Annotated in this window: 23 protein-coding genes, 1 tRNA gene and 1 pseudogene; 15 read left to right on the forward strand and 10 right to left on the reverse strand. The window is 34.1% G+C overall.

Annotated features, from left to right (window positions below; all coding sequences use genetic code 11):
• Positions 1-18 precede the first annotated feature (18 nt).
• From ACFSAH_RS10015 to ACFSAH_RS10060, 10 genes are all read left to right on the forward strand, one after another.
• Entirely contained in the window at positions 19-456 is a 438-nt protein-coding gene (locus ACFSAH_RS10015; protein ID WP_379662591.1) for an RrF2 family transcriptional regulator, read from the forward strand.
• A 54-nt stretch (positions 457-510) separates the two neighbouring features.
• Positions 511-2,640 carry a cbb3-type cytochrome c oxidase subunit I gene (locus ACFSAH_RS10020; protein ID WP_379662592.1) on the forward strand — a complete coding sequence of 710 codons (2,130 nt, stop codon included), beginning with the start codon at positions 511-513 and terminating at the stop codon, positions 2,638-2,640.
• A 12-nt stretch (positions 2,641-2,652) separates the two neighbouring features.
• Positions 2,653-3,660 carry a cytochrome c gene (locus ACFSAH_RS10025; protein WP_379662593.1) on the forward strand — a complete coding sequence of 336 codons (1,008 nt, stop codon included), beginning with the start codon at positions 2,653-2,655 and terminating at the stop codon, positions 3,658-3,660.
• A 6-nt stretch (positions 3,661-3,666) separates the two neighbouring features.
• Positions 3,667-3,921, forward strand: coding sequence for a hypothetical protein (locus ACFSAH_RS10030; protein ID WP_379662594.1), 255 nt, complete (start codon positions 3,667-3,669; stop codon positions 3,919-3,921).
• A gap of 3 nt (positions 3,922-3,924) precedes the next feature.
• Complete coding sequence (locus tag ACFSAH_RS10035) at positions 3,925-4,338, forward strand: cytochrome C (RefSeq protein WP_379662595.1); 414 nt, start codon at positions 3,925-3,927, stop codon at positions 4,336-4,338.
• Complete coding sequence (locus tag ACFSAH_RS10040) at positions 4,335-4,721, forward strand: group III truncated hemoglobin (protein WP_379662596.1); 387 nt, start codon at positions 4,335-4,337, stop codon at positions 4,719-4,721. Before ACFSAH_RS10035 ends, ACFSAH_RS10040 begins: the two co-directional genes overlap by 4 nt.
• Positions 4,722-4,725: 4 nt before the next feature.
• Complete coding sequence (locus ACFSAH_RS10045) at positions 4,726-5,109, forward strand: group III truncated hemoglobin (protein ID WP_379662597.1); 384 nt, start codon at positions 4,726-4,728, stop codon at positions 5,107-5,109.
• A gap of 2 nt (positions 5,110-5,111) precedes the next feature.
• Entirely contained in the window at positions 5,112-5,585 is a 474-nt protein-coding gene (locus ACFSAH_RS10050) for a hemerythrin domain-containing protein (protein WP_379662598.1), read from the forward strand.
• 76 nt (positions 5,586-5,661) lie between these two features.
• Entirely contained in the window at positions 5,662-6,666 is a 1,005-nt protein-coding gene (locus ACFSAH_RS10055) for an NAD(P)/FAD-dependent oxidoreductase (RefSeq protein ID WP_379662599.1), read from the forward strand.
• Positions 6,663-6,989 (forward strand): 2Fe-2S iron-sulfur cluster-binding protein, encoded by a 327-nt coding sequence (locus tag ACFSAH_RS10060; protein WP_379662600.1) that lies wholly within the window; start codon positions 6,663-6,665, stop codon positions 6,987-6,989. The genes ACFSAH_RS10055 and ACFSAH_RS10060 overlap by 4 nt, the downstream gene beginning before the upstream one ends.
• Before the next feature lie 24 nt (positions 6,990-7,013).
• Here the strand turns inward: ACFSAH_RS10060 and ACFSAH_RS10065 are convergent, their stop codons facing one another.
• The 4 genes from ACFSAH_RS10065 to gap all read right to left on the reverse strand — a co-directional run bounded on the left by ACFSAH_RS10065 (position 7,014) and on the right by gap (position 10,162).
• Positions 7,014-7,370: a DUF488 domain-containing protein gene (locus tag ACFSAH_RS10065; protein WP_379662601.1), complete on the reverse strand. Its 357-nt coding sequence runs from the start codon at positions 7,368-7,370 to the stop codon at positions 7,014-7,016.
• Positions 7,371-7,509: 139 nt separating this feature from the next.
• Positions 7,510-8,700, reverse strand: a complete 1,191-nt coding sequence (locus ACFSAH_RS10070; RefSeq protein WP_379662602.1) for a phosphoglycerate kinase — start codon at positions 8,698-8,700, stop codon at positions 7,510-7,512.
• Between the two features lie 23 nt (positions 8,701-8,723).
• Positions 8,724-9,158 carry a GNAT family N-acetyltransferase gene (locus ACFSAH_RS10075; RefSeq protein WP_379662603.1) on the reverse strand — a complete coding sequence of 145 codons (435 nt, stop codon included), beginning with the start codon at positions 9,156-9,158 and terminating at the stop codon, positions 8,724-8,726.
• On the reverse strand, positions 9,155-10,162 hold the full coding sequence (gene gap, locus ACFSAH_RS10080) for a type I glyceraldehyde-3-phosphate dehydrogenase (RefSeq protein WP_379662604.1): 1,008 nt from the start codon (positions 10,160-10,162) through the stop codon (positions 9,155-9,157). Before gap ends, ACFSAH_RS10075 begins: the two co-directional genes overlap by 4 nt.
• 109 nt (positions 10,163-10,271) lie before the next feature.
• Here gap and ACFSAH_RS10085 point away from each other — a divergent pair.
• Positions 10,272-10,343, forward strand: a tRNA-Glu gene (locus ACFSAH_RS10085).
• Positions 10,344-10,479: 136 nt separating this feature from the next.
• Here the strand turns inward: ACFSAH_RS10085 and ACFSAH_RS10090 are convergent.
• Together ACFSAH_RS10090 and ACFSAH_RS10095 are read right to left on the reverse strand one after the other, a co-directional pair.
• Complete coding sequence (locus tag ACFSAH_RS10090; protein WP_379662605.1) at positions 10,480-11,475, reverse strand: agmatine deiminase family protein; 996 nt, start codon at positions 11,473-11,475, stop codon at positions 10,480-10,482.
• A gap of 102 nt (positions 11,476-11,577) precedes the next feature.
• Positions 11,578-12,816, reverse strand: a complete 1,239-nt coding sequence (locus ACFSAH_RS10095; RefSeq protein WP_379662606.1) for a hypothetical protein — start codon at positions 12,814-12,816, stop codon at positions 11,578-11,580.
• A gap of 95 nt (positions 12,817-12,911) precedes the next feature.
• On the opposite strand from ACFSAH_RS10095, the gene ACFSAH_RS10100 reads away from it, so the two are divergent.
• The gene (locus tag ACFSAH_RS10100; RefSeq protein ID WP_379662607.1) at positions 12,912-13,136 is read left to right on the forward strand and encodes a helix-turn-helix domain-containing protein; all 225 of its coding nucleotides are present in this window, start codon (positions 12,912-12,914) and stop codon (positions 13,134-13,136) included.
• Between the two features lie 420 nt (positions 13,137-13,556).
• Here the strand turns inward: ACFSAH_RS10100 and ACFSAH_RS10105 are convergent, their stop codons facing one another.
• The 4 genes and pseudogenes from ACFSAH_RS10105 to ACFSAH_RS19850 all read right to left on the reverse strand — a co-directional run.
• Positions 13,557-14,387 (reverse strand): hypothetical protein, encoded by an 831-nt coding sequence (locus ACFSAH_RS10105; RefSeq protein ID WP_379662608.1) that lies wholly within the window; start codon positions 14,385-14,387, stop codon positions 13,557-13,559.
• A 98-nt stretch (positions 14,388-14,485) separates the two neighbouring features.
• Positions 14,486-14,752, reverse strand: coding sequence for a helix-turn-helix domain-containing protein (locus ACFSAH_RS10110; protein WP_379662609.1), 267 nt, complete (start codon positions 14,750-14,752; stop codon positions 14,486-14,488).
• A gap of 99 nt (positions 14,753-14,851) precedes the next feature.
• Positions 14,852-16,087: a site-specific integrase gene (locus tag ACFSAH_RS10115; protein WP_379662610.1), complete on the reverse strand. Its 1,236-nt coding sequence runs from the start codon at positions 16,085-16,087 to the stop codon at positions 14,852-14,854.
• A 611-nt stretch (positions 16,088-16,698) separates the two neighbouring features.
• A pseudogene (locus ACFSAH_RS19850) lies at positions 16,699-17,002 on the reverse strand (IS982 family transposase); the annotation flags it as partial.
• Positions 17,003-17,130: 128 nt separating this feature from the next.
• Between ACFSAH_RS19850 and ACFSAH_RS10120 the strand changes: the two are divergent.
• The 3 genes from ACFSAH_RS10120 (at position 17,131) to ACFSAH_RS10130 (ending at position 23,544) form a co-directional block, all read left to right on the forward strand.
• Complete coding sequence (locus ACFSAH_RS10120; RefSeq protein WP_379662611.1) at positions 17,131-17,418, forward strand: RteC domain-containing protein; 288 nt, start codon at positions 17,131-17,133, stop codon at positions 17,416-17,418.
• A 501-nt stretch (positions 17,419-17,919) separates the two neighbouring features.
• A complete protein-coding gene (locus ACFSAH_RS10125; protein WP_379662612.1) occupies positions 17,920-18,645 on the forward strand; it encodes a DUF6577 family protein in 726 nt (241 codons plus the stop codon).
• Between the two features lie 63 nt (positions 18,646-18,708).
• Entirely contained in the window at positions 18,709-23,544 is a 4,836-nt protein-coding gene (locus ACFSAH_RS10130; protein WP_379662613.1) for a RecQ family ATP-dependent DNA helicase, read from the forward strand.
• Positions 23,545-23,748: the final 204 nt, after the last annotated feature.

A 23,748-nucleotide genomic window follows, 5' to 3' on the forward strand; every position in this document is an offset into this window, starting at 1 on the left:
TAACTTTGTGCATACGTTATGAGTATTTTTTCTAAGACATGTGAATACGCCATGCGCGCAGTATTTTTTATAGCGCATAAGACCACTAATAATAACAGAGTGGGCCTAAAGGAAATTGCCCAAGGAATAGACTCTCCTGAGCATTTTTTAGGAAAAATACTTCAGGATCTCAGCAGAAAAGGAATTATTTTATCTGCCAAAGGTCCTACTGGAGGGTTCTATATGGATGGACGTACATTAAAACAACCACTGTCTGCCGTTGTAGAAGCTATTGATGGCGACAATATTTTTGTAGGTTGTGGTTTAGGATTAACTTATTGTTCTGAAAGTAACCCCTGCCCTATTCATCACGATTTTAAGAGAATAAGAACCGATATTATTAAAATGCTTAAAAAAACTACTATTGAAGAGTTTAACGAAGATTTGGTTCTAGGAAACTTCACGTTGAAAAAATAAAAATTTTTACTACAATAAAAGACAAAAAGGTATTAATATATTTTAATAACAAAAATGAAAACCTATTCTAAATATGCTACTGTTACTATCTGCACTATTGCCCCTCAATTTTGTTTTGCATCAAATCAAACCAACTCTTCCTTTATGCAAATTATAGCGGTACTACTTCTCTTAATTATATTTATTGCCGTACTATTTGCTGTTCTGCGTATAATGAATAAAGCTGACAACATTAGTAACAATGCCAACAGGATAAATGATAAAGCAAACGAATATCAAAGATTTAAGGAAAGAATAAAAGGCTTTAACAGTCAACAAATACAGTCTTATCTCAACTATATCCAAAAAGAAAAACACATCTCTAAAAAATCAATTGGTATAATTTTACTTATTGGATTCAACCTGATTAATCAAAGTGTTTTTGCTCAAACCACCAATGCAGATTCACTATCTGGTAAAGGAGGAATCATTATCACATTTATTTTAATATTGATTCCCATACTAGCAGGCCTGGCCATCCTGATTATTAAACTTTTCAATGCACTCAACAAATACAAAAACAAGCAAGATATTAGTGAGTCCATTAGGTTTTCTCAGTTTCTTATTCAAAACACAGACGAAAATACAGAACAGGAACTCGTCAAAAGAAAACAAGCCCTGGATTATCGCTTACCTAACAACCAGCTATCAGGCGAGGCTCCTGCTGAGGACCCTAAGGGTTTGTTGAATACTATTGAACACGAAGCTCCACTCCCACTGGTTTCGGCAAAAAAGAAAGCTCCGGAACGTCCGCAAATTGACCCCAAATTAAGCAATCTTATTATATGGTATATTGGTGCAGCAGCGTTCTGGTTGTTATTTGGAACTACTGTTGGCGAATATTTAGGTATAAAGTTCTTAGCTCCCGAGAGTGATAATATTAGCTGGTTAAGTTTTGGTAGATTGAGGCCTGTCCACACTAACGCTGTTTTTTGGGGATGGGCTTCTTTAGGTATGTTTGGCTTAGGGCATTACATTGTACCTCGGGTCAGTAACACTCCTTTATACAGTTTAAAAATGGGTTGGTGGGCTTTTATTCTCATCAACATTACAGTAATAGCGGGCTCTTTATCTCTCATGGCCGGCATTAATAATGGCGGTGGAGAATACAGAGAATATATATGGCCTGTGATGTTACCTTTTGCTATAGCATTGGTTGTATGTGTAATTAATTTCCTCAACACAATTGCGCACCGAAAAACCAAAGAAATATACATTTCCAATTGGTATATAGTAGCATCTATTCTTTTTACTATTGTTATTACACTGGTAGCTTACCTGCCTTTCTGGCAAAAAGGGCTTGGCGAAACCATTATCCAGGGATATTATATGCATCAGGGTGTTGGCATGTGGTTTATGCTGTTTACATTAGGTATTGTTTACTATTTTCTGCCACAGCAGTTAAACAAGCCCATTTACTCGTACAGCTTAGGGATTCTGGCATTTTGGGCGCAAATTATATTTTATACATTAATAGGAACGCATCACTTCATTTTCAGCTCTATTGCCTGGTGGTTGCAAACAGTAGCCATTGTAGGGAGTGCCGGAATGGTTATTCCTGTTGCTGCCGGAACCGCAAATTTCCTGCTCACGTTTAACGGGTCCTGGCATAAAATAGGTCAGAGTTATACACTTCCATTCTTTCTTGTAGGGATTATTTTTTATTTCACTGGTTCTTTACAAGGTACAGCAGAAGCTTTTAGATATACCAATATGCTCTGGCATTTCACTGATTTTACTGTAGCCCACTCACACCTCACCATGTATGGCATTATATGCTTTTTACTTTGGGCTGGCATTTACGCTTTATTCCCAAGATTAACCGGCAAAGAAGCTCCTCACCTAACTGTAGGAATTCATTTCTGGCTGGCTTTAATTGGTTTACTGATTTACACTATTCCTTTAATGTACGGAAGCACGCTTAAAGGACTTTTATGGATGGATGGAAAACCATTTATCGAAGGTGTTACACTTATGGCTCCTTATTGGTTATGGCGGGCTATAGGTGGAAGTCTCATGTGGCTTTCTCATCTGTTTTTTATCTATAACCTATATAAGATGCTTGAAGGCCGAAACACGATAGACATTAATGAAACTGCAATAAAAAGACTAGATAAACTCACCGAAAAAGAAAACGCAAAATAAATTAAAGCAATCATGGAATATTTCAATAATCATAAAAAGTTATTTGTTACCGCTACTTCCCTTTTTATTTTGCTTACTTTATTGGTATGTATTTTCCCGGCGTTAGACAACCAAAAAAACTACGAGCCTTTACCTAACGCAAAACCATTAAGCAAAGAAGCAGAAATGGGTAAAGCTATTTTTATTTCTGAAGGGTGTGTCGCCTGTCATACCCAGCAGGTGCGTAATATAGACATGGATAAAAGCTGGGGAAAACGCCCTAGCATTGCAGCAGATTACACTGGAATATCAAGAACGGATATATGGAGAAATACTGCTACTTTAATGGGAACCGAAAGAACAGGGCCAGACCTTACCAACATAGGAACCCGACAACCCAGCACGGAATGGAACTTAACTCACCTTTATAATCCACGCATATTGGTAAAAGAATCTATCATGCCTTCCTATCCCTGGTTATTTGAGATCAAAGAAAATACACTTCCCACAGATATAGTAGTCACCGTCCCCGACGAATACCTGCCCAGCAAACACACAAAGATTGTAGCCAGCGAAAAAGCATTGCATTTAATAGCTTACCTGCAATCTTTGGTGCAGGTAGATTTACCGGAAGCTACACCACAACCTGTTTTTCTTTACAAACGCGAACCTAAACCCGCAAAATCTACATCTGGAGACGAAGAAGAAGAACTTGACGGAGCTCCATTATACGCAAACAATTGCCAAATGTGCCATCAGGCAAATGGAGAAGGATTAAAAGGTGCTTTCCCCGCTCTTAAAGACAGCAAGATAGTATTGGATGATGATAAGCCAGAAACCATGGTTGATATTATTATGAATGGATATAGTGGGAGAGTTAGTGAAGGATACGCCGTTATGCCAGCTGTTGGTGTAAACAATAATCTGTCTGCAGCAGAAATAAGCGCTATTATGAATTACGTAAAAACCAATTGGGGAAATAACGCACAAAAGGTTTCCAGTAAACAAGTAGAAGAATTGGTTAAACAAGTTAAACAATAAATCAGTATGAAACGATTATTTATTACCCTTCCGATACTGCTTCTGGGTATTACAACCATAGCCTGCCCTGTTTGCGAAAAACAACAACCAAAAATATTGAAAGGGATAACACACGGTACAGGTCCGCAAAGCAACTGGGATTTTGTAATTATCGCTTTCGTTGTTGTATTAGTTATTGCCACTTTATTCTTTTCTCTGAAATTTTTATTTAAACCCGGTGAAAAATCTGAGCAGCATATTAAAAACCTTTTTATCAATTAAAGCATGGAAGAGAAAAGTAAAATATTTTTATTTATTGATGATGATCCTGCTCCCATAGCCGAATTGTACGCTCCTGTAAACTTTGAACTAGACACATCTAAACTGGTAGACGGGAAACATACACTCAAAATAATCAGTAAAGATCCCAGAGGAAAAGAAGGAATCAGGGTAATTAATTTTGAAGTAAGAAATGGTCCTTCCATAGCCATCGAAGGGATTAAGGAAAATGCGGTGGTAGATGGCATTGTACCCATTATGGTTAATGCCTACGGAAAAGGAAACCAAAAAAACTTTTTAATATCAGGCAGTGAATCTCCACAAAGTATTCCTTTCTGGATATTTATCATCCTGATTTTATTTCTTGCCTGGACTATTTATTTTATCGTTACCTCCTCTTCAGTTAATTTATCAGTATGAAAACAGACATCAGAAATATAGATGATATTAAAATTTTTGTAGATGAATTCTACCACAAAATACAGCTTGACGATTTGCTGGGCCCTATCTTTAACAACACCATAACGGATTGGCCTACACATTTAGATAAAATGTATAAATTCTGGAATGCTGCACTTTTTGGTGTTCCGGGTTTCAAAGGTAATCCATTTGCAAGACATGCGCCTCTTCCTATTAATAAAGTTCATTTTGAACAATGGATAAAACTATTCCATGAAACTATTAACAAAAATTTTGAAGGCGATATAGCTAACGATTGTAAATACAGAGCAGAATTAATGGCCAGTATGTTCCAGTCTCGTCTTGAGCTTATGAAGGGCAATCCCAACAAGGTAATAGTATAATAACATGAACAAAAATTCAGTAATCTATAAGGATATAAAAAATAAGGAAGACATTACAGAACTTGTTCTTTGTTTTTACAATAAAATAAGAGAAGACGAACTGCTATCTCCTATTTTTAATGCAGTTATTAAGGATTGGGATAGCCACCTTGAAAAAATGATTAGTTTTTGGTTTACGCTTTTGCTTTATACCAGAACCTATAAGGGAGATCCGCTACCTGTCCATTTACCACTGAAAATAGAAAAAACACATTTCGACAGATGGATTAATCTTTTTGAAACTACTATTGACGAACGCTTTAAGGGCGAAATTGCAACCAATGCAAAAAAAAGGGCTTGGAGCATTGCCAGAATAATGAAAGCCGTAAAACAAATACCTGAGGAATAACTATGCAAAACAAACCCATTAAACGTTCTAATTTCTTGATCCAACTATCGCGCGACCATCATCTTAGCTTACTATTTTGCTGGAAGATTAAAGAAGGACTAAAAAGAGATATTTCTCCTATACTTAAAGATTATGTACATTTCTTCTGGAAAGGGCACATGCTTGACCATTTTAAACAGGAAGAAATACTGCTATATAATAACTGTTTGGATCAACTATGCAAAGACGCCGTTAATCAACATGATATCATTACAGAAATTATCAGACAGATTCATCAAGATGAAAATCCCAAAAGTTCTTTATTTCAGTCTCTCATCGATCAGGTTAACCTGCATATAAGGTTTGAAGAGAGACAGGTATTTCCGCATTTAGAAAAGAGCCTTTCGACGGCAGAGCTCAGGCTGATAGAAAAAATACTGGACAAAGAAAAAGACGACTTTACAGACAATTACCCTGTTGAATTCTGGAAATTATAAATCTGATATTTCTTAAAGTACATTTCATCAACAATACGGTCTCTCCTTTGTTGATGCTTTATAACACAGGTAAAACATGATCAAATGCGATATATGTATAATTGGAGCAGGACCAACGGGTTTGTTCGCTGTATTTGAAGCAGGCTTGCTAAAAATGCGCTGCCATGTAATTGATGCTCTTCCTCAGGTTGGTGGTCAACTATCAGAAGTTTATCCTCACAAGCCTATTTACGATATCCCTGGTTACCCGGAAATATCTGCGCAGCAATTAGTTGACAAACTAATGGATCAAATAAAACCTTTCTCTCCTACGTTTACCTTAGGAGAACGGGTGGATAGTTTTTCCAGAAATCAGGAAGGCCTATTTAAACTCACCACTAACGAGGGCTCTGTTATCACCGCAAAAGTTATAGTGATAGCTGCCGGACTAGGTTGTTTTGAGCCTCGAAAACCCGCTATTCCAAACCTTTCCTCTTTTGAAGGAAAAGGTGTTATTTACCTGATCAAAAAACCAGATGAATTAAAAAACAAACATATTGTTATTGCTGGAGGTGGCGACTCGGCATTAGACTGGACTATTCATCTGGCCAATATCAGCCCGCATGTCACCCTGGTTCATCGGGGAGATACCTTTAGAGGAACACCGGAATCAGCTGCTAAAGTCTATGAATTAGCCCAACAAAACAAAATCAATTTAGTATTAAAAGCCAACGTCGTAGATTTACATGGTACAGCAAAACTTGAAAAAGCAGAAATTCTGGATCATTCCAAAAATAATTTATTCATCAAAGCTGATTATTTTATTCCTTTATTTGGCCTAAGCCCCAAACTTGGCCCCATCTCTGAATGGGGATTAGGAATAGATAAAAATGCTATTCTGGTAAACACCGTTGATTACTCTACCAATATAAGCGGCGTATATGCTATTGGAGATATAAATACCTACGAAGGGAAGCTTAAATTAATTCTCTGTGGCTTTCACGAAGCAGCATTAATGGCTCAAAGTGCATTTAAACTTGTTTATCCGGACGAAAAACTTACTTTCAAATACACTACAGTTTACGGCATTAATCCACTATGAAAACACCCAGAATAATAGTTATAACTCCTGATGGAAGAGAAAATACACTAGAAATTCCAGACGTTAATTTAGGCATCAGTTTAATGGAATTTTTAAAAGCAGCGGAATACAATATAGAAGCTAGTTGTGGAGGGATAGCACTATGTGCTACTTGCCATATTGATGTTATGAAAAAAGGGGAAGCACTACCTGAAGCTAATTCCATAGAACTATCCATGTTGGATTCTTTACCCAATAGCGATGACAGTAGTAGATTAGCTTGCCAGATTATGCTGAAAGATATACCAGACGGGACGGTTATACAAATTTTAGGAACTCCTTAAACACTTATTGTAAGAATTATAAGCTCAGGAGAGCTTGCTTTCTATATAAGCCTTTAAAACCACAGCATTATTATGTTCTTGATCTTTTGATGAGTACAAAAACAATACCTTTGGGTGTTTAGATATTTCTTCCACAAAATGAGCAAACAACTCATTGTTGTCCAGTTCCTCAACATATTGTTTCTTAAAATCGGAAAAGCTATTGGGCTGATGATGAAACTTTTCCCTTAGTGCTGAAGACGGACTGATATCTTTAGCCCACAAATCCAATTCCAGATTTTCCTTCTTCACTCCCCTTGGCCAAAGCCTGTCTACCAAAACACGAAAAGCTTCTTCCTTTACAGGAGATGCATCGTAAACCCTTTGTATATCTATTTTCATCTGGGACATAGCACCTTAAAGTTAAGCTATTCAACCATTAAAATACAGGTATAATAAAAAACAAAAAAGGGTTTAAAGAGTTTTGCCAAAATGCAAAAGCCTTTAAACCCTTCTACAGAAATGTACTAAAAAATCAGGATTATCCGTGAATAGCTTTTACTCCAGGTAATTCTTTTCCTTCCATATATTCCAGTAAAGCTCCACCTCCGGTAGAAACATAGCTTACCTCATTTTCTAAACCAAATTTAGCAATAGCCGCAGCTGAATCACCTCCTCCTATTAAAGAAAAAGCGCCTTTTTGAGTAGCTGCAACAATAGCATCAGCAACTGCTCTTGTTCCTTTATCAAAAGCGTTCATTTCAAATACGCCCATTGGTCCGTTCCAAAGAATAGTTTTAGATTCAGCAATTACTTCAGCAAAACGCACTCTGGTTTCCGGGCCTATATCTAGTCCTTCCCATCCATCAGGAATTTCTTTAGTAGCTACAATCTGCGTATTTGCTGTCTCAGAAAAATCATCGGCAATTACAGAATCAGCAGCCAAATGCAACTTCACTCCTTTTGTTTTTGCTTTTTCAATAACATCCAACGCAAGTTGCAATTTGTCTAACTCTACAATAGATTGGCCTATAGAACCACCTAATGCTTTAATAAAAGTATAGGTCATACCACCACCAATAATCAGGTTGTCTACTTTATCCAACAATCTATCTATCAAAAGAATTTTATCTGATACTTTAGAACCACCCATAATTGCAGTAAATGGTCTTGCAGCATGGTTCAATACTTTTTCTGCGTTTTCAACTTCAGAAGCCATCAGGTAACCAAAATATTTGGCATCCGGAAAAAACTTAGCAATTACTGCAGTAGAGGCATGTGCTCTGTGAGCGGCACCAAAAGCATCATTCACATAAACTTCACCCAGTTTAGATAGCTTTTCTGCAAAAGCCTCATCTCCTTTTTCTTCTTCTTTGTAGAAACGTAAATTTTCTATCAATAACACTTCTCCTGCTTGCAAAGCATCAGCTTTAGCTTTTGCATCTGCACCAATACAGTCATCTGCAAACTGCACTTCTCTACCTAACAGTTTTGAAAGATGTGCAACAATATGTTTCAAAGAATATTTTTCAGTTGGTCCTTCTTTCGGACGCCCTAAATGCGACATTAATATTACAGCACCTCCATCGTTAAGGATTTTCTGAATAGTTGGCAATGCTGCTGTTATTCTTTTATCGTCTGTGATTACAAATTCTGAGTTTAATGGCACATTGAAATCTACTCTTATCAACGCCTTCTTGCCCTTAAAGTTTAAGCTGTCTACAGTTTTCATTTCTATAATTAAATATGGTTCTTTTAATTTATTTTAAGATACATTTGTCTATGTGGTCCTATTGATGGAATCTGAAATTCTGCCGATATAAATTCAAAACCTAATGACAGGTAAAATTTATAGGCTACTTCTCTTGCATTACACCAAAGGTAGTTTGCTTTTTGTCCCCGCAAATAAACTATTGCGAAATTCATCAACAGGTTTCCCAATCCTTTTCCCTGATATTCTGGTAATGTTGCCATACCTCTCAATTGGTACCCTGTTCCTTCAAACTTTTCGTGTGGTTGTTTATGAAATGTAGCGACACAAACCAGTTTCCCTTCCCGCTCATAACCTACATGAAAAGTTGTACCTTCCAGATCTCCATCAAAAACACACTCCTCATTTGTAAGCTTTCCTTCCCTTAAAACAATATTTCTTATTTCCAGTACTTCTGCTGTGCTTACAAATTTTATCATTGATTATAACGATATGCTTTTATTTTCCCAACCAAATCAGCCAATCGGCTTGAGTAGCCATACTCGTTGTCATACCAACCAACAACTTTGACCATTCCTCCAACTATGGAAGTTAATTTTGCATCAAATATACAAGAATGTGGGTTATCTAATATATCTACTGACACAATTGGATCTTCTGTATACTCCAAAACACCTTTTAGCATACCATTTTCTGCTGTTTTGAATGCTGAATTTATTTCGTCTATAGAACCAGGCTGCTGTTCTAATATACAAGTAAAATCTGTTAACGATCCATTTAAAACCGGAACCCTGATACCTGCCCCACCGAGTTTACCTTCTAAATGCGGAAATATTGCTGTTATAGCCTTTGCCGCTCCTGTGGTAGTTGGAATAATGGAGGCCGAAGCTGCCCTTCCTCTACGCAGATCTTTATGCGGAGCATCATGCAGACTCTGATCCCCCGTCATAGAGTGCACCGTGGTAATATACCCTTCTTTTATTTTCCAATGATCATCTAATACTTTAATAAGTGCTGCAACATTATTTGTTGTGCAGGAAGCATTCGATATCAGCGGACTGGAAAGATCTGCTTCATGATCATTAACCCCCAGTACAACCATGGGAATATCTTTATCTGCCACAGGTGTTGATATAACTACCTGTCGGGCTCCCGCCCGCAGATGCTTAGAAGCTAATTCCCCTGATAAGAATTTACCGGTAGATTCTATCACTAAATCTATTCCTAATTTTTTCCAGGGTAAATTCTCAGGGTCTCGCTCTGCATAAACTGCAATCTGATTACCATCTATAAATAAGTGGTCTTTATCAAAAGACACTTTACCTTTATAATTACGATGTACAGAATCGTATTTAAAAAGGTGTGCCAGCGTTTCGGTATCCGTTAAATCATTGATTGCCAACACATCCACATCTCCCCTCTCCAACAACAATTTTAATACCGTACGGCCAATACGACCAAACCCATTTATAGCAACTTTCATTTCCCTTTTATTAATACCCAAATGTACCTAAATAGGATTTTTAAAAAAATTAAAAATTTATTTTGGAGATATTCAAACCGTTTTTATCTTTGCACCACGTTAAACAAACGGCCCGTTCGTCTAGGGGTTAGGACGCAAGATTTTCATTCTTGAAACAGGGGTTCGATTCCCCTACGGGCTACGAAAATCCGCGAATTTCGAAAGATTTTGCGGATTTTTTATTTCTGCCATACAAGATCCCATACACTTCGTTTTTATTGTTGCCAAAAATGTCAAGATCATAAAAATTGCAAGAGACTTTCTCAATCCAATATCTTCTAATATGTCCAACAAAGACAATGCAATGAGCCTCCAAATTGTGAAAGAGAATCACAGTTAACAGTCTCTACTTTAAATCCCATTCCTTCATACAATTCTCTATTTCTATTATTGTAAAACTCTGTTTCTCTTCTTGTAGTTAATGTATATTGGGGAAGTATAATTAAATCATTTAATATAATATTATTGATATAGATTCCTCTTGAAACCGAATAACAACCACTTCTCTTTTTCTTTTTACATTGACATTTAATACTTTCATCAATTGGTCTATCAAGAATCCTGACTGTCTCTAATCCCAAATAGTGTGCACTCTTAATTAATTCTTCAAGATAAACGTTATCATCTCTCAAAAAATTCATATCTGGATACAAACTAACTCCTAATTTATCATTGCTAATAAATGAAGCATACCCATCTATATGACCTATAACATCATCATCCTGTCTAAATATAATTATAGGTTTTATATCTAAATATTCCTCAATCATTTTCTCAATATAAAACTTTGAAAAAGTTGGATTGTCTTCAACTATTTTTGATGTCATGAATCCATATTCCTCATTATTGATTAAATTTCCACCATCCCATATTAGAGGAATATCAGTTATTTCTTTTTTTACGAGAGTGGAAATAATATCTTTAGATAATTGATTAATTCTATTAAAATACTTCCATCTAAATCTATAATCGCAATACTTTGGAAAGTAAATAGGCTTTATCAATTTATTTCCATTGATAAAGCCCATGCAGTCTCTTAACCAGATTTCATCCCAACCTTTTACTATTAGTGGTTGAATAGATTTCCGATAACCAATAACATCATACAAATAATTTAGGTCGTTTTCATTTGATAGTATTAGTTTAACATTAATCTTATCTGGAATTTTACTTATCAATTCTTCAATGACCGAAGCTGCCTTTTTAAAATTATTCTTAAATGATTTTGGGTAGGCTAAGATTATATTTTCTACCTTTTGAAATTCACAATTCATAGTTTACAGTTTTAAATTTGAATAACCTGCAAACGTATGAAGAGGATTTCCGAAGTTCAATTCTCCCAAAAGCCTACTTTATACTGCTTTAGTTTGATTACTTTATAAAAATAACAACCCTACTAATAAGCCCGAAAGTAACCAACTTGAATTAACTTTTTTACTTTTCTTTTCAAGCTCAACATTTACACTTTTGTCCCCCATAATATCTTGTATTTCATATTTTACAAGATATTTTCCGTTAGCTTCTTTTTTCTTCAATTCATCTATTAAGATTTTATGGAAGTCTTGTTCAGGAAGGAATTTTTTAAATTCGACTTTATTATCCTTTACCTTAACTTCAGTTAGACCTCGTGTAAAGTCAACTCTTACATCTTTTAAATTCGCTTCTGTCATTACCTCATATCCTTCTATTTCTATAGTTGGAATTGAAATGGATGCCGAATTGAAAAGTTTTAGTTTTGAATCATTTCCGTCTACAAGTTTAATTTGTTTTAAAGTCCTAATATCTCTTAAACCTGCTACTACTACATAATCATTACTAACACTTTCTCTACTCTTATTTATTAGCTTATAGTTGACATTATAGGTATTTTTAAATCGTGCATATTTTTTTTCTGAGCTCGCTAAAGTATTGTATGAGGGGAACTCAGAACTAATGTTTGATGAACTTGTAAAATATTTAACAATTGCTTCTCTCTGTTTATTCAGAGTACTTTTGTATGCTTCAGGAGCATATTCTTCAAGGTCGTAAATTTTTGATTTAATTTTATTCTCCCTTTCTTTCTCTTTTGTTTCCGCAGCTTTTATTTGTTGCTCTTTCTCATATCTACTGCTCCCGTAATCTTCATACAAACAAGTGCTAGTTCCCAACATAAAAATTTTCTTCCAAGTATTTATACCATAATATTTATCAACAACTTTTACTGAGTTAAGAATAGTGATACATCCTGAAGAATTTGTTTTTATTAATATCAATGAACATTCATTACCATCATCAACCCATTTTCCCTCATAAATTATTTTAGTTACATCCCCATATAAATCTTCCCTACCGTCCTTAATTTGCTTTTTTGAAAATTTAGCAATCCAATCCTCACCACTCAACCATTTTATTGTGAATGTTTTTGCTTTCTCATCTATAATTAATCTACCTTGACTCCTTCTATCTTCAGAGTATTTAAAGTATGCCTTATACTCATTTACTCCTACTAGTACAGGCATATCATATGTTGATAGTCGAAACCCAAAAAAATGCACTTCATTTTTATCCTGACTGAATAAGTTGTTTGTTAGCAATAATGTCATAAATAGAGATAATACTCTCTTAATCTTTTTCATAATATTTATAGTTTAAAATTTAATAATATTATTTTTTTTAAAAATAACGCATATATGCGTTTATACAAAATATAAATATAAGCCAATTTGCCTATGTGATTAATATCAAAAACCAAGAGGTTATTAAAGCATTTGGTTCTAGAGTACGTGAACTAAGAATTTCACAAAATTTATCTCAAGAAGAATTAGCCAATAGTGCTGGAATTCCTATCTCTCAAGTAGGAAGAATCGAAAGAGGTGAAATTAATCCTACCCTAAGTACAATACACGCTTTATCTTCTGCTCTCAATTTAAACATAGAAAGACTTTTTGTAAAATAATCCACTATTTCTCTTTCTTCCATAAACACAAAATTTAATATGGCCCATATATTGCAAGATTCTTTTTCGACAGCAATCTTTGCGAAGATTAAAAGATCTTGCCGTATGTGCGTCATAGCGGCCTGTAGTACCGAGTAGCATTTCGACTTCGCATTTTTTAATTATTTTATTTTATTATTTTTTATTTAATATCTATTATTCGGTTTTTTATTCTTTTATTTAATACTTCTAATAAGTTTATTACTATTAATTCTTTATATATCATTTTATCTTTCTCCTCTATTTTATAATAATCTATCTATTAATTATTATTTATACATCTATCTAAAAATTAGATACTAAATAGATTCTAGTTCCTTAATTTCTAATGTTCGTTTCATATATACTAACGAGTAATGAAACAATGCAGATTTCCAGTTTCTAATTCCCATTTGTATATAGAAGTTTAACCTTATCAGCAATTTTTTTATGCATCACTTCGTGATAGTTATCTTCCAACACAGATATCCTATTGTAGACAGTCTTACACTCGTTTAAATATTTAGAGTAATAGTGTCTCGATAGATTAGTAGACAAATCCTTTCTTAGGTGTTTGTTTGACACCGCATGAATCATATTTATTTCTTCAATTGTTAATTTTGAACTAGTTATAAGTGGCAATTTCTTAATTCGACTGTACGTTTCAACAAGATAATCACCCAATAACTTCCAATTCTCCCACTTACACAATGTACCCAAATTGATTTCTTGAGTACCAAGCACAGACCTAATTTTTCTTATCTGACCATATACAATCTCATAACGTAACAAGTTTCTACCTGACAATTTCGACTCTACCGCCTTGTCGTATGATTTGAGTTGGTAATCAGACAAGAATACTTTTCTTGTTGTCGGTTTTTCAATACGACTACCGTATGGTTCTATCGTTTGGAAATCGACAATACTCGTGCCTGCCTGATAAGAATTATATCTTTGCATAATCTCCATTGGCTTATACCCTCCACAATCGACGTTAACTCCTGTCTCGAACCTTGTGGATAGCTTAAAGTCCTCCAAGCTCCTTTCAAAATAGAATTCGGAAAACATATAACACACAACACAAAAGTCTATCAATTTGAAATCGTTGTAACTACCTTCAGTTTTTATCTCTGCACAAGTCCTGTTGAAGAAGCGATGTAAACTATTTTGAATTTTCAATTGCTGAATATTTGGATAGTATCCTATTCTTAGATTTTCAAAAAAGACAATCATTTTTTCTGATTCATGAGGGATCTCGATACTTACGAGATCCAAAAATTTCCTAAATTCATCAAGTGAAACACTGTTTAAAACTATTGTAGTGTAATCGATCATATCAAATTATTTTTATCAAATAGAACTCTACGCCCCACTCTTATAAATTTGATAGTACCATCATTCATCCTTTTAGTCAATGTTGGATGACTTATTTTTAATAACTCACAAACTTCTTCTCGTGTGATAAATTTTTCTTTAACTTCTAGTTTCCCACTTTTTCGATTTTCATGAGATAACATTTCTAATACTTCTTTCATTAATTCTGTGATTTTATAAATTAAAGGTTCAACAATTAGTTCGGTGATTTTATCTTCTAACATAATATAATGTAATTTTTAATAAATTATTAATATTTAATTAAATTTAATAAAACAAAGATCAGCGAATTTTAAAAACTTTAAAAGAAAATACAGATAATTTCAAAATTTAAATTTCTCTAATAATTGATTTTTCTTGAGATCGTCTTCAATTTTATTATATCTAGCAAAAGAGGATATGCTTTTATGGTTACTTAGAGATCTTATTAGTTCAGAATCCATCCCCTCATTAAAAAGATAAGAAATGAAAGACTTTCGTCCCAAGTGAGTAGTAAGCACTTCATGAAGTTTCTTTGGAAATTCCTTTCTATCCGCCCCATAGTACTTAACTTTTATAATATCTCGATTTAAATTGGCAAGCTTACCAATATCTTTGAGATAACTATTCATTTTTTGATTAGAAATGAAGGGCAATAATCTTGACCTGTTGTCTATATTACTATATTTATTTATTATCTCTATTGCTTCAGGTATTAAAGGAACACTAATCTTATTTTTAGTTTTGACTGAAATCAATTCAATCCAGCCTTCATTTAAATTTTCCCTTCTTAAATTAGCTCCATCTGAATATCTCAAACCTGTATAGCATAAGAAAAGAAAACAGTCTCTTACTTGGTCCAAACACTTCTCGTTCGATAAGTCTAAGTTTTTTATAGTCTGGATTTCATATTTTTTTAAAGCTATAATTTCTGCTTCTTGAGATGAAAAGCTAAAAGTTTTGTAGATAGGGCTTTTATTATAGCCTTTTAATGAGCAGTAATTTAAAAATTGCTTTAAAGTCCTGATGTATTTAGACACAGTTACATTGGAATGATTCATCTCTTCTCTAAGAAACTCTACATAATTATGAAAGAATTCAGTATCAATTATTTCAAAGTCTATGCTTACCCTTTTCTTTGTTCCGAATTTCTTTAGCAGATCAAAAGATGTCTTGTGCTTTTTAAGAGTATTTTTTGCACATCTCAATTCTTCATTTCTAATATATTCTTCGTAATATTCACTAAAAGTTTTATTGCTACTTGTCTTAACTTGATTCAGTTTATTTCTCAAATATGCAACTGAAATAGATTTATCATTTAGAAGTGCCTCTCTATATATTTTATTAATTTGTTCCACCCTTTTTTGCAGGTAGGAGTTTATTTGTGAACTATTCATTGCGGAGGGTTTTACCCTCTTATTTTTATCATCCCAATTCCTCCGATCTACATTCTCCCCTGTCTGAATCCACATCCTTTTTCCATCGAATGTAAAATCTATTAGAACTGGAATATTCTTTTCTTTAAGCTGTCCTGTTTTCGTATCTCTTCTTTGTTCTAATTTAAGTGTTGCTTTCGCCATTTTTGAGTATTTAAAATTATTAAAATATTTTTATTAAATAATATTTAATTATTTAATAATCAGATATTTACAATCTTAAAAACTCTGTATGAAATCTCCAAAAGAAAAGATAAAACAGTCGTATATAAATAATAGTTATTTATATAAAATTGTAGTTATTTTAAAAGTTAATTAGCTAATATTTTCATCATCTTTTCACGTAGCTATGGTAGACACTACTATACATAATCATCTAGCTATAGATAATAATGATTTTAAAAAATTCAGAAATTTTACTAGATTTCAGTTTTATTTATTGCCCTAAAAACAGCAAATCAACTTTCTCTAAGACATACAATATACCATACAACTTTCCCTTTTATCATTTTATATCAGTATATAGCGGATTATCTAACAAAAAAAGTAATTCATATTCAATCTTATTGGCATATGCTTTTTAAGCAAAACTGATAAAAGACAGTGAACATTCTTCAATTCCCCTACGGGCTACAGGTCAAGGTATTACCCTCAACGGGTGATACCTTTTTTTATGCTTCGTGAATTGCCTCAACAGGTATCACTTTGGTTTCATTTGAACTTCCCCTATTTCTTCCCCCTTTTTATCTCTCCTATGTTTTTCCTAGACAGCGCATTTTGACAAAAAGCATCAACACCACGGCACAACGTGGCTGGAGTTCCATAAAACAGTTATATGAGGTTAGACCTGGAAAAAGATCCTGAAGATGGGGTTTTGCATAATGCACATAAAAAGACTTTAGGTTACTGAACTGACCGCTATGGAACAAGACCCTCAAACTGATTATCTCACTCTCGCCTAGAACTGCTTTACGGTAGCTTTTCTTCCAAGATCGGTTGAATTCCCTTATAAAAGTCATCCACCTTAACAAATATTTCTAGAGTTTTATCTCTAAGCACAGGATTTCTTTTACAACTCCAACAATTTTATTTACAAACAATTACAATAAAAAACCAAGCCTTTTTTTGATATAAAAACACTTTTTAAAACGTTTTTCTAATCCCAACTCACGTTAAATAATGATGAAATGGCTAAATCTCCTTCAATAAGAGATATTTCGTCAGATACCATTATTTGGACAGATACTATAAACGCTTTAATAGAATTGGTTTATGCCCTTCATTCGAGTGGTTCCGTTTCGTACGGAAGAATAGGAATTCGAAAAATCAGTTTTGCTCTTGAAAAACTATTTCAGATTAACTTGGGAGATTTGTATCATTCTTTCCACCGAATGAAATATCGAGCAGGTTCCAGAACCACATTTTTAGACCAGCTAAAATCTTCTTTGGAAGAATATATGGATAAAGATTTGTAAACGAATACAAATAAAAACAAACAAAAAGAGCAGCAAAGCTAACGGATACCACCAACTCCAGATATATAATGGCTTCGCCATCCTTCGGGAATTCTACTGCTTCGTTGGCTTGCATCCGTTATTAGAAAGGCTTTTTTTCTGTTTTTTCTTTTCGAGTGAATTTTAAGAGTTATTCATCTTTTTCATTGTAGGGTGTAGGCTTATCTTTAGCATCCATACTCTCATAGTACTATCTCATTGTAGAACTCACAATTATTTCAACAATAAGGTCTATCAAACGATCTTCCTTTTCCAACTTTTCATAAAGCTTGTCAATATCTTCAAGGTTCTATTCTGTGTTTTACCCTTTTTCATAAAATCTTATTTCAGACATTAATTTACAGTAAAAAATAGGCTTAAAACATTGAAAAACAAAACTTAATTGAAATATAACTTTGACAAAACACAATTTTTATGCCGAACTTATATAAATTAATATTACATTTACTATAAAAGATGATTTTGGCAGAAACGTTAGAAAAATATATCCGTCGCTATTTTAAGGAAAGTGAAAGACTTTCCAAACAAAAGCTTGTGGGATCAATAAAAAAAGATTTTCCATCCTGGTCTGACAACACGATCAATATGTACCTGTCCAAACTAAAAAAAGAGGGGGTGATAAATGCTCCTTCCAGAGGGATTTATGAGATGGATAGCTACATTCCTTTTCAACCTAATATTTCAAATGGTTTAAAGAGAATATTTAATAAGGTAAAACGTGAATTTCCTTATATCAATTTTTGTATTTGGGACACGGTGTGGCTGAATGATTTTATGCTTCACCAGCCATTTAAACATTATGTTGTTATAGAAGTAGAAAAAGGTGCATCAGAATCTGTATTTGCCTTTCTAACAGAAACCAATAAAAACGTTTTCTTTAATCCTGATGAGGAAATATTTGACCGTTATATTCATAATCAAGATGAAGTTCTTATTGTGAAAAATATGGTTTCGGAGTCTCCTTTGATAGAAAAAGATAAAATTAATGTACCTGCATTGGAAAAGTTATTGGTGGATATGTTGATTGATACAACACTTTTTTCGGCACAGCAAAATGAAAAGGAATTTATTATGAGGAGTGTAATGCAGAAATACACCTTAAATGATTTGAAAATGCGTAGATATGCTGTGCGAAGAAACAGAGAACGAGAAATTGACGAACTGATAAATATAAGTTTGGCAAAATAATTTTTATGCCAATAATTATATAAATTACGATAGACAAACCAAACCGCAATTTTATTGAGTTTAATGCTAATAGATGAACAAAATATTACATTCATTGACACCGAAATTGAACCAAACAAAAGTAAAATACTTGATATAGGTGCAATTAAACAAAACGGTAGTCAATTCCATAAAGCATTTTTAGGGGATTTTATTCAATTCCTAAAAGGCGATGAGTATGTGTGTGGGCATAACATATTAAATCACGATATAAAATATATAGGCAAAGCAATTTACGATGCCGGTGTTAACCCTTCAAACATAATTGATACGCTGCATCTATCTCCCTTATTATTCCCCACAAACCCATACCATGCATTATTGAAGGATGATAAACTTCAGACGGAAGACACAAACAACCCATTAAACGATTCCATTAAGGCAAGAGATTTATTCAATAGTGAGGTTGCTGCTTTTTGGCAAATTGATAAAATTCTTAAAGAAATCTTCTACATTCTCTTAAATTCTACAAAGGAATTTGGCGCATTTTTTAAGTTTTTAAATTACAGGAGTATAAATCCTGATGCAGAAGCCCTGATTAGATTAAAATTCCGTAACGAAATTTGTGAAGATGCAAATCTAACCCAAATAATAGCTGAACATCCTATTGAACTGGCGTATTGCCTGGCATTGATCAATTCATTTATGACCCATAAAACGGTTCACTCCATTACGCCTCCCTGGGTTCTTAAAAACTATCCCGAGGTGGAACGTATAATACGATTGTTGCGGAGTAAACCTTGTATAACAGGCTGTGCTTATTGTAATACCACCCTCGACATCTACAAAGGATTAAAAAGATTCTTTGGTTTCAATTCATACCGGACATATGGTGGCGAGCCGCTTCAGGAAAAAGCCGTTAAGGCAGCCATTAATAATAAGTCGGTACTGGCTGTTTTCCCTACTGGCGGTGGAAAGTCAATTACATTTCAGGTTCCGGCACTTATGAGCGCTGAAAGTTCAAAAGGATTGACTATTGTAATTTCTCCGCTTCAGTCGTTAATGAAAGATCAGGTTGACAACCTCGAAAAAAATGGTATAACCGAAGCTGTTACTATTAACGGTCTATTAGACCCTATTGAAAGAGCCAAATCGTTTGAAAGGATTGAAGATGGTTCTGCTTCTATTTTATACATTTCGCCTGAATCACTACGGTCAAGAACTATTGAAAAGCTGATTTTAGGAAGGAAAGTTGCCCGTTTTGTAATTGACGAAGCGCACTGCTTTTCATCATGGGGACAAGATTTCAGGGTAGACTATCTATACATTGGCGATTTTATAAAATTAATTCAGGAAAAGAAAAACCTCGAAGATGGCATACCGGTATCATGCTTTACCGCAACGGCCAAACAGAAGGTAATTGAGGACATACGGGATTATTTTAGCGAAAAATTATCGCTGGATCTTGAAGTTTTCACTTCAAAAGCGTCAAGGACTAATCTTCAGTACAAGGTTTTTGAAAAGCAAAATGAAGAAGAAAAATATTTGACTGCGAGAGATTTAATCGAAGAGAAAAACTGCCCTACTATTATTTACGTATCCCGAACCCGAAAAGCTTATCTGCTCGCTGAAAGGTTAGCAAATGATGGTTTTAATGCAAAACCATACCATGGCAAAATGGATAAACAGGAAAAGACCGAAAACCAGGATTCCTTTTTAAATGGTGAAACGCAAATTATGGTGGCGACATCTGCTTTTGGCATGGGGGTTGACAAGAAAGATGTGGGCTTGGTCATTCATTACGAAATCTCAGATTCACTTGAAAACTATGTTCAGGAAGCAGGACGCGCAGGCAGAGATGAAAATATTTCAGCTGATTGTTTTGTGCTCTTTAATGAAGAAGACCTCAGTAAGCACTTTATTCTGTTAAATCAAACCAAACTTTCCATAAAAGAAATCCAGCAGGTATGGAAAGCGATAAAAGATATTACAAGATTCCGCTCTAAAGTATCCAATTCAGCATTGGAGATTGCCCGCAAAGCAGGTTGGGATGATAATGTGGTAGAAATAGAAACACGCGTAACTACTGCCATTGCTGCTCTTGAAAATGCCGGATATCTTAAACGTGGACAGAACATGCCGAGGGTATTTGCTAACAGTATTTTATCTAAAAATGCTCAGGAAGCTATTGATAAGATAAACACTTCAGAAAAATTTGAAGAAAAGCAAAAAGAGCAAGGTGTACGTATTATAAAGAAACTCTTTTCAAGTAAAAGCAGAAAGCAGACCAATAATGAAACTGCCGAATCAAGGGTAGATTATATTAGTGATCATTTGGGTATTGTAAAAGAAGAGGTTATTAATGTGATAAATTTGCTGCGTGAGGAGAATATTTTGGCAGATGCCAAGGATCTGACCGCATTTATAAAGAAAGTAGACAATAAAAACCGTTCCCTTTACATTGTAGAGACATACAGTAAAATTGAAAACTATTTACTTCCGATTTTCAAAGAAGAAGAAAGTATTTTTCATTTGAAAGAATTGAATGAGGAGGCTGAAAAGAATGGCTGTGATGGTGTGAATACCAATAAGCTGAAAACAATAATTAACTTTTGGTCTATTAAAAACTGGATTAAGAGGAAAAACTTAGAACATTCTAAAAATTACATTGCTGTACTCTGCCTTCAAAATAAAGAACAATTAAAAGAGAAGCTTGAAAAACGCCATGAGCTTGCAAAATTTATTATTGAATTCTTTTATGACAAAACCATCACTGAGGCGATAAAAGACCGGCAGAATAAAGATGAGATTTTGGTGGAGTTTTCAGTACATGAGCTAAAGGCTGCTTATGATAATAGCTTCAGCCTCTTCAAAAAAGAAATAGGCATTGATGATATTGAAGATACATTGTTCTATCTTTCACGAATTGAGGCAATAAAGATAGAAGGTGGTTTTCTTGTCGTGTATAATCGCCTAACCATTGAGCGAACCGAACAAAATAATAAAAAGCAGTACACTAAAGACGATTATCAAAAGCTCAGCCAGTTTTACGAAAGCAAAGTCCAGCAAATTCACATTGTGGGCGAATATGCCCAAAGAATGATTACCGATTATAGAAATGCACTTCAGTTTGTGGAAGACTATTTTCAACTCAATTATAGTTCTTTCTTAAACAAGTATTTCAAAGGAAGCAGGCAAAATGAGATTAAGCGGAATATTACGCCTGCAAAATTCAGGCAGCTATTCGGTGAACTATCCCCTACACAGTTGAAAATTATTAATGATAACGAAACACAGCATATAGTTGTTGCTGCCGGTCCAGGTAGTGGAAAAACAAAGTTGTTAGTTCATAAACTGGCTTCACTCCTGTTAATGGAGGATGTTAAGCATGAGCAGTTATTGATGCTGACATTTTCAAGGGCGGCTGCTACCGAATTTAAAAAGCGTTTACTAAAGCTTATTGGCAATGCCGCGAATTTTATTGAGATTAAAACATTCCATTCTTATTGTTTTGATCTTTTGGGTAAGGTTGGCTCTTTAGAAAAATCCACGGATATTTTAAACACTACGGTTGAAAGGATTAAAAATGGCGAGGTTGAAGCCAGTAAAATTACAAAAACCGTTTTAGTTATTGACGAAGCCCAGGATATGAATGCAGACGAATTCGCTCTTATTAATGCATTGATGGAGCAAAATGAAGAAATGAGGGTTATTGCTGTGGGAGATGATGACCAAAATATTTATGAATTTAGAGGTGCTAGTTCTAAATATTTGGAACAGTTCATTTATGATAACAAGGCTATAAAACACGAATTGGTTGAAAATTACCGTAGTAAAAGTAATCTGATTACATTCTCAAATCAATTTGTCCGACAAATTCAACACCGATTAAAAGAAACACCGATTATTGCTAATCAAACTGATAATGGAAAAATCAAGATTGTTAGACATCAAAGCAATAATCTGATTACGCCTCTTGTAACTGATGTGGCTAATACAGATCTTTCCGGAACTACGTGTGTTCTCACAAAAACGAACGAAGAGGCTATTAAAGTTTCGGGCTTACTTTTAAAGAAAGGTATCAAGGCAAAACTGATACAATCTAATGATGGTTTTAATTTGTATAATCTTGTTGAAATCCGTTTTTTACTGGATAAAATAAATTGTGGGGCTGATATTTACACAATAAGTGATGAGGTTTGGGATACTGCTAAAAGAGAACTGATCAGTGCCTTCCGTAACAGCAATAAATTAGAGATATGTCTGAACATCATCAAAGATTTTGAAACCACTAATCCTTACAAAAAGTATAAATCTGATTTAGAAGTTTTGATCCGGGAATCTAAACTGGAGGATTTTTATAATGAAAATGGCGAAACAATTTTTGTGTCAACTATTCATAAAGCTAAGGGTAAAGAGTTTGATAATGTATTCCTTTTGCTTGATAATTTTAATATAGCTACAGATGAAGCTAAACGACAATTGTACGTGGCAATGACAAGGGCAAAACAGAATCTAAATATACACCTAAATGCAAGCTATCTCAATCATTTGGTTTCGGAAAATCTTGAACATATTGACGATTTTGAAACGTACACCACACCTGATAAAATTGCTGTACATGCAACACTGAAAGATATCTGGTTAGACTATTTCATCAACAAACAGCATCTGATCTCACAGTTGGTAAGTGGCGATAAGTTATTTGTGAAAGGAGATGAATGTTTGAATTCAGATGGACAATCTGTGTTGAAATTTTCAAAGCTGCTCATTAAGAAAATTAAGGAAATGGAGTCAAAACATTATAAATTGAAAAGTGTGAATGTGAATTTCGTATTGTACTGGCTTAAAGAAGAAACTTCACAGGAAATCAAAATAATTTTACCTGAGCTCTACTTTGAAGTTATTGAGTATAAGTAATATTATAGTTGTTACTCTAGTCAAATCCAAAGCGATCACCTATTGAAAATATCTAATATTTTTTGTAAATCTTCCAAAAAATGTTTCGATAGTTGTTCGGTTTCGGGTACTAAAAACCGCAATATCACAACTTGTGGCGGGTCAATAATTGATGCCATCACCCAGCATTTCTCAAAGATAAATGAGATGGATTTTATTTTCTGT

This window comes from Pseudopedobacter beijingensis (genome assembly GCF_042678145.1).
In the GTDB taxonomy this organism is placed as follows: domain Bacteria; phylum Bacteroidota; class Bacteroidia; order Sphingobacteriales; family Sphingobacteriaceae; genus Pseudopedobacter; species Pseudopedobacter beijingensis.

What these genes read in the sequence shown, in the direction of transcription:
- ACFSAH_RS10015 (WP_379662591.1), top strand. Translation starts at nt 19, where the DNA reads ATGAGTATTTTTTCTAAGACATGTGAATACGCCATGCGCGCAGTATTT.
- ACFSAH_RS10020 (WP_379662592.1), top strand. Translation starts at nt 511, where the DNA reads ATGAAAACCTATTCTAAATATGCTACTGTTACTATCTGCACTATTGCC.
- ACFSAH_RS10025 (WP_379662593.1), top strand. Translation starts at nt 2,653, where the DNA reads ATGGAATATTTCAATAATCATAAAAAGTTATTTGTTACCGCTACTTCC.
- ACFSAH_RS10030 (WP_379662594.1), top strand. Translation starts at nt 3,667, where the DNA reads ATGAAACGATTATTTATTACCCTTCCGATACTGCTTCTGGGTATTACA.
- ACFSAH_RS10035 (WP_379662595.1), top strand. Translation starts at nt 3,925, where the DNA reads ATGGAAGAGAAAAGTAAAATATTTTTATTTATTGATGATGATCCTGCT.
- ACFSAH_RS10040 (WP_379662596.1), top strand. Translation starts at nt 4,335, where the DNA reads ATGAAAACAGACATCAGAAATATAGATGATATTAAAATTTTTGTAGAT.
- ACFSAH_RS10045 (WP_379662597.1), top strand. Translation starts at nt 4,726, where the DNA reads ATGAACAAAAATTCAGTAATCTATAAGGATATAAAAAATAAGGAAGAC.
- ACFSAH_RS10050 (WP_379662598.1), top strand. Translation starts at nt 5,112, where the DNA reads ATGCAAAACAAACCCATTAAACGTTCTAATTTCTTGATCCAACTATCG.
- ACFSAH_RS10055 (WP_379662599.1), top strand. Translation starts at nt 5,662, where the DNA reads ATGATCAAATGCGATATATGTATAATTGGAGCAGGACCAACGGGTTTG.
- ACFSAH_RS10060 (WP_379662600.1), top strand. Translation starts at nt 6,663, where the DNA reads ATGAAAACACCCAGAATAATAGTTATAACTCCTGATGGAAGAGAAAAT.
- ACFSAH_RS10065 (WP_379662601.1), bottom strand. Translation starts at nt 7,370, where the DNA reads ATGAAAATAGATATACAAAGGGTTTACGATGCATCTCCTGTAAAGGAA.
- ACFSAH_RS10070 (WP_379662602.1), bottom strand. Translation starts at nt 8,700, where the DNA reads ATGAAAACTGTAGACAGCTTAAACTTTAAGGGCAAGAAGGCGTTGATA.
- ACFSAH_RS10075 (WP_379662603.1), bottom strand. Translation starts at nt 9,158, where the DNA reads ATGATAAAATTTGTAAGCACAGCAGAAGTACTGGAAATAAGAAATATT.
- gap (WP_379662604.1), bottom strand. Translation starts at nt 10,162, where the DNA reads ATGAAAGTTGCTATAAATGGGTTTGGTCGTATTGGCCGTACGGTATTA.
- ACFSAH_RS10090 (WP_379662605.1), bottom strand. Translation starts at nt 11,475, where the DNA reads ATGAATTGTGAATTTCAAAAGGTAGAAAATATAATCTTAGCCTACCCA.
- ACFSAH_RS10095 (WP_379662606.1), bottom strand. Translation starts at nt 12,816, where the DNA reads ATGAAAAAGATTAAGAGAGTATTATCTCTATTTATGACATTATTGCTA.
- ACFSAH_RS10105 (WP_379662608.1), bottom strand. Translation starts at nt 14,387, where the DNA reads ATGATTGTCTTTTTTGAAAATCTAAGAATAGGATACTATCCAAATATT.
- ACFSAH_RS10110 (WP_379662609.1), bottom strand. Translation starts at nt 14,752, where the DNA reads ATGTTAGAAGATAAAATCACCGAACTAATTGTTGAACCTTTAATTTAT.
- ACFSAH_RS10115 (WP_379662610.1), bottom strand. Translation starts at nt 16,087, where the DNA reads ATGGCGAAAGCAACACTTAAATTAGAACAAAGAAGAGATACGAAAACA.
- ACFSAH_RS10120 (WP_379662611.1), top strand. Translation starts at nt 17,131, where the DNA reads ATGGCTAAATCTCCTTCAATAAGAGATATTTCGTCAGATACCATTATT.
- ACFSAH_RS10130 (WP_379662613.1), top strand. Translation starts at nt 18,709, where the DNA reads ATGCTAATAGATGAACAAAATATTACATTCATTGACACCGAAATTGAA.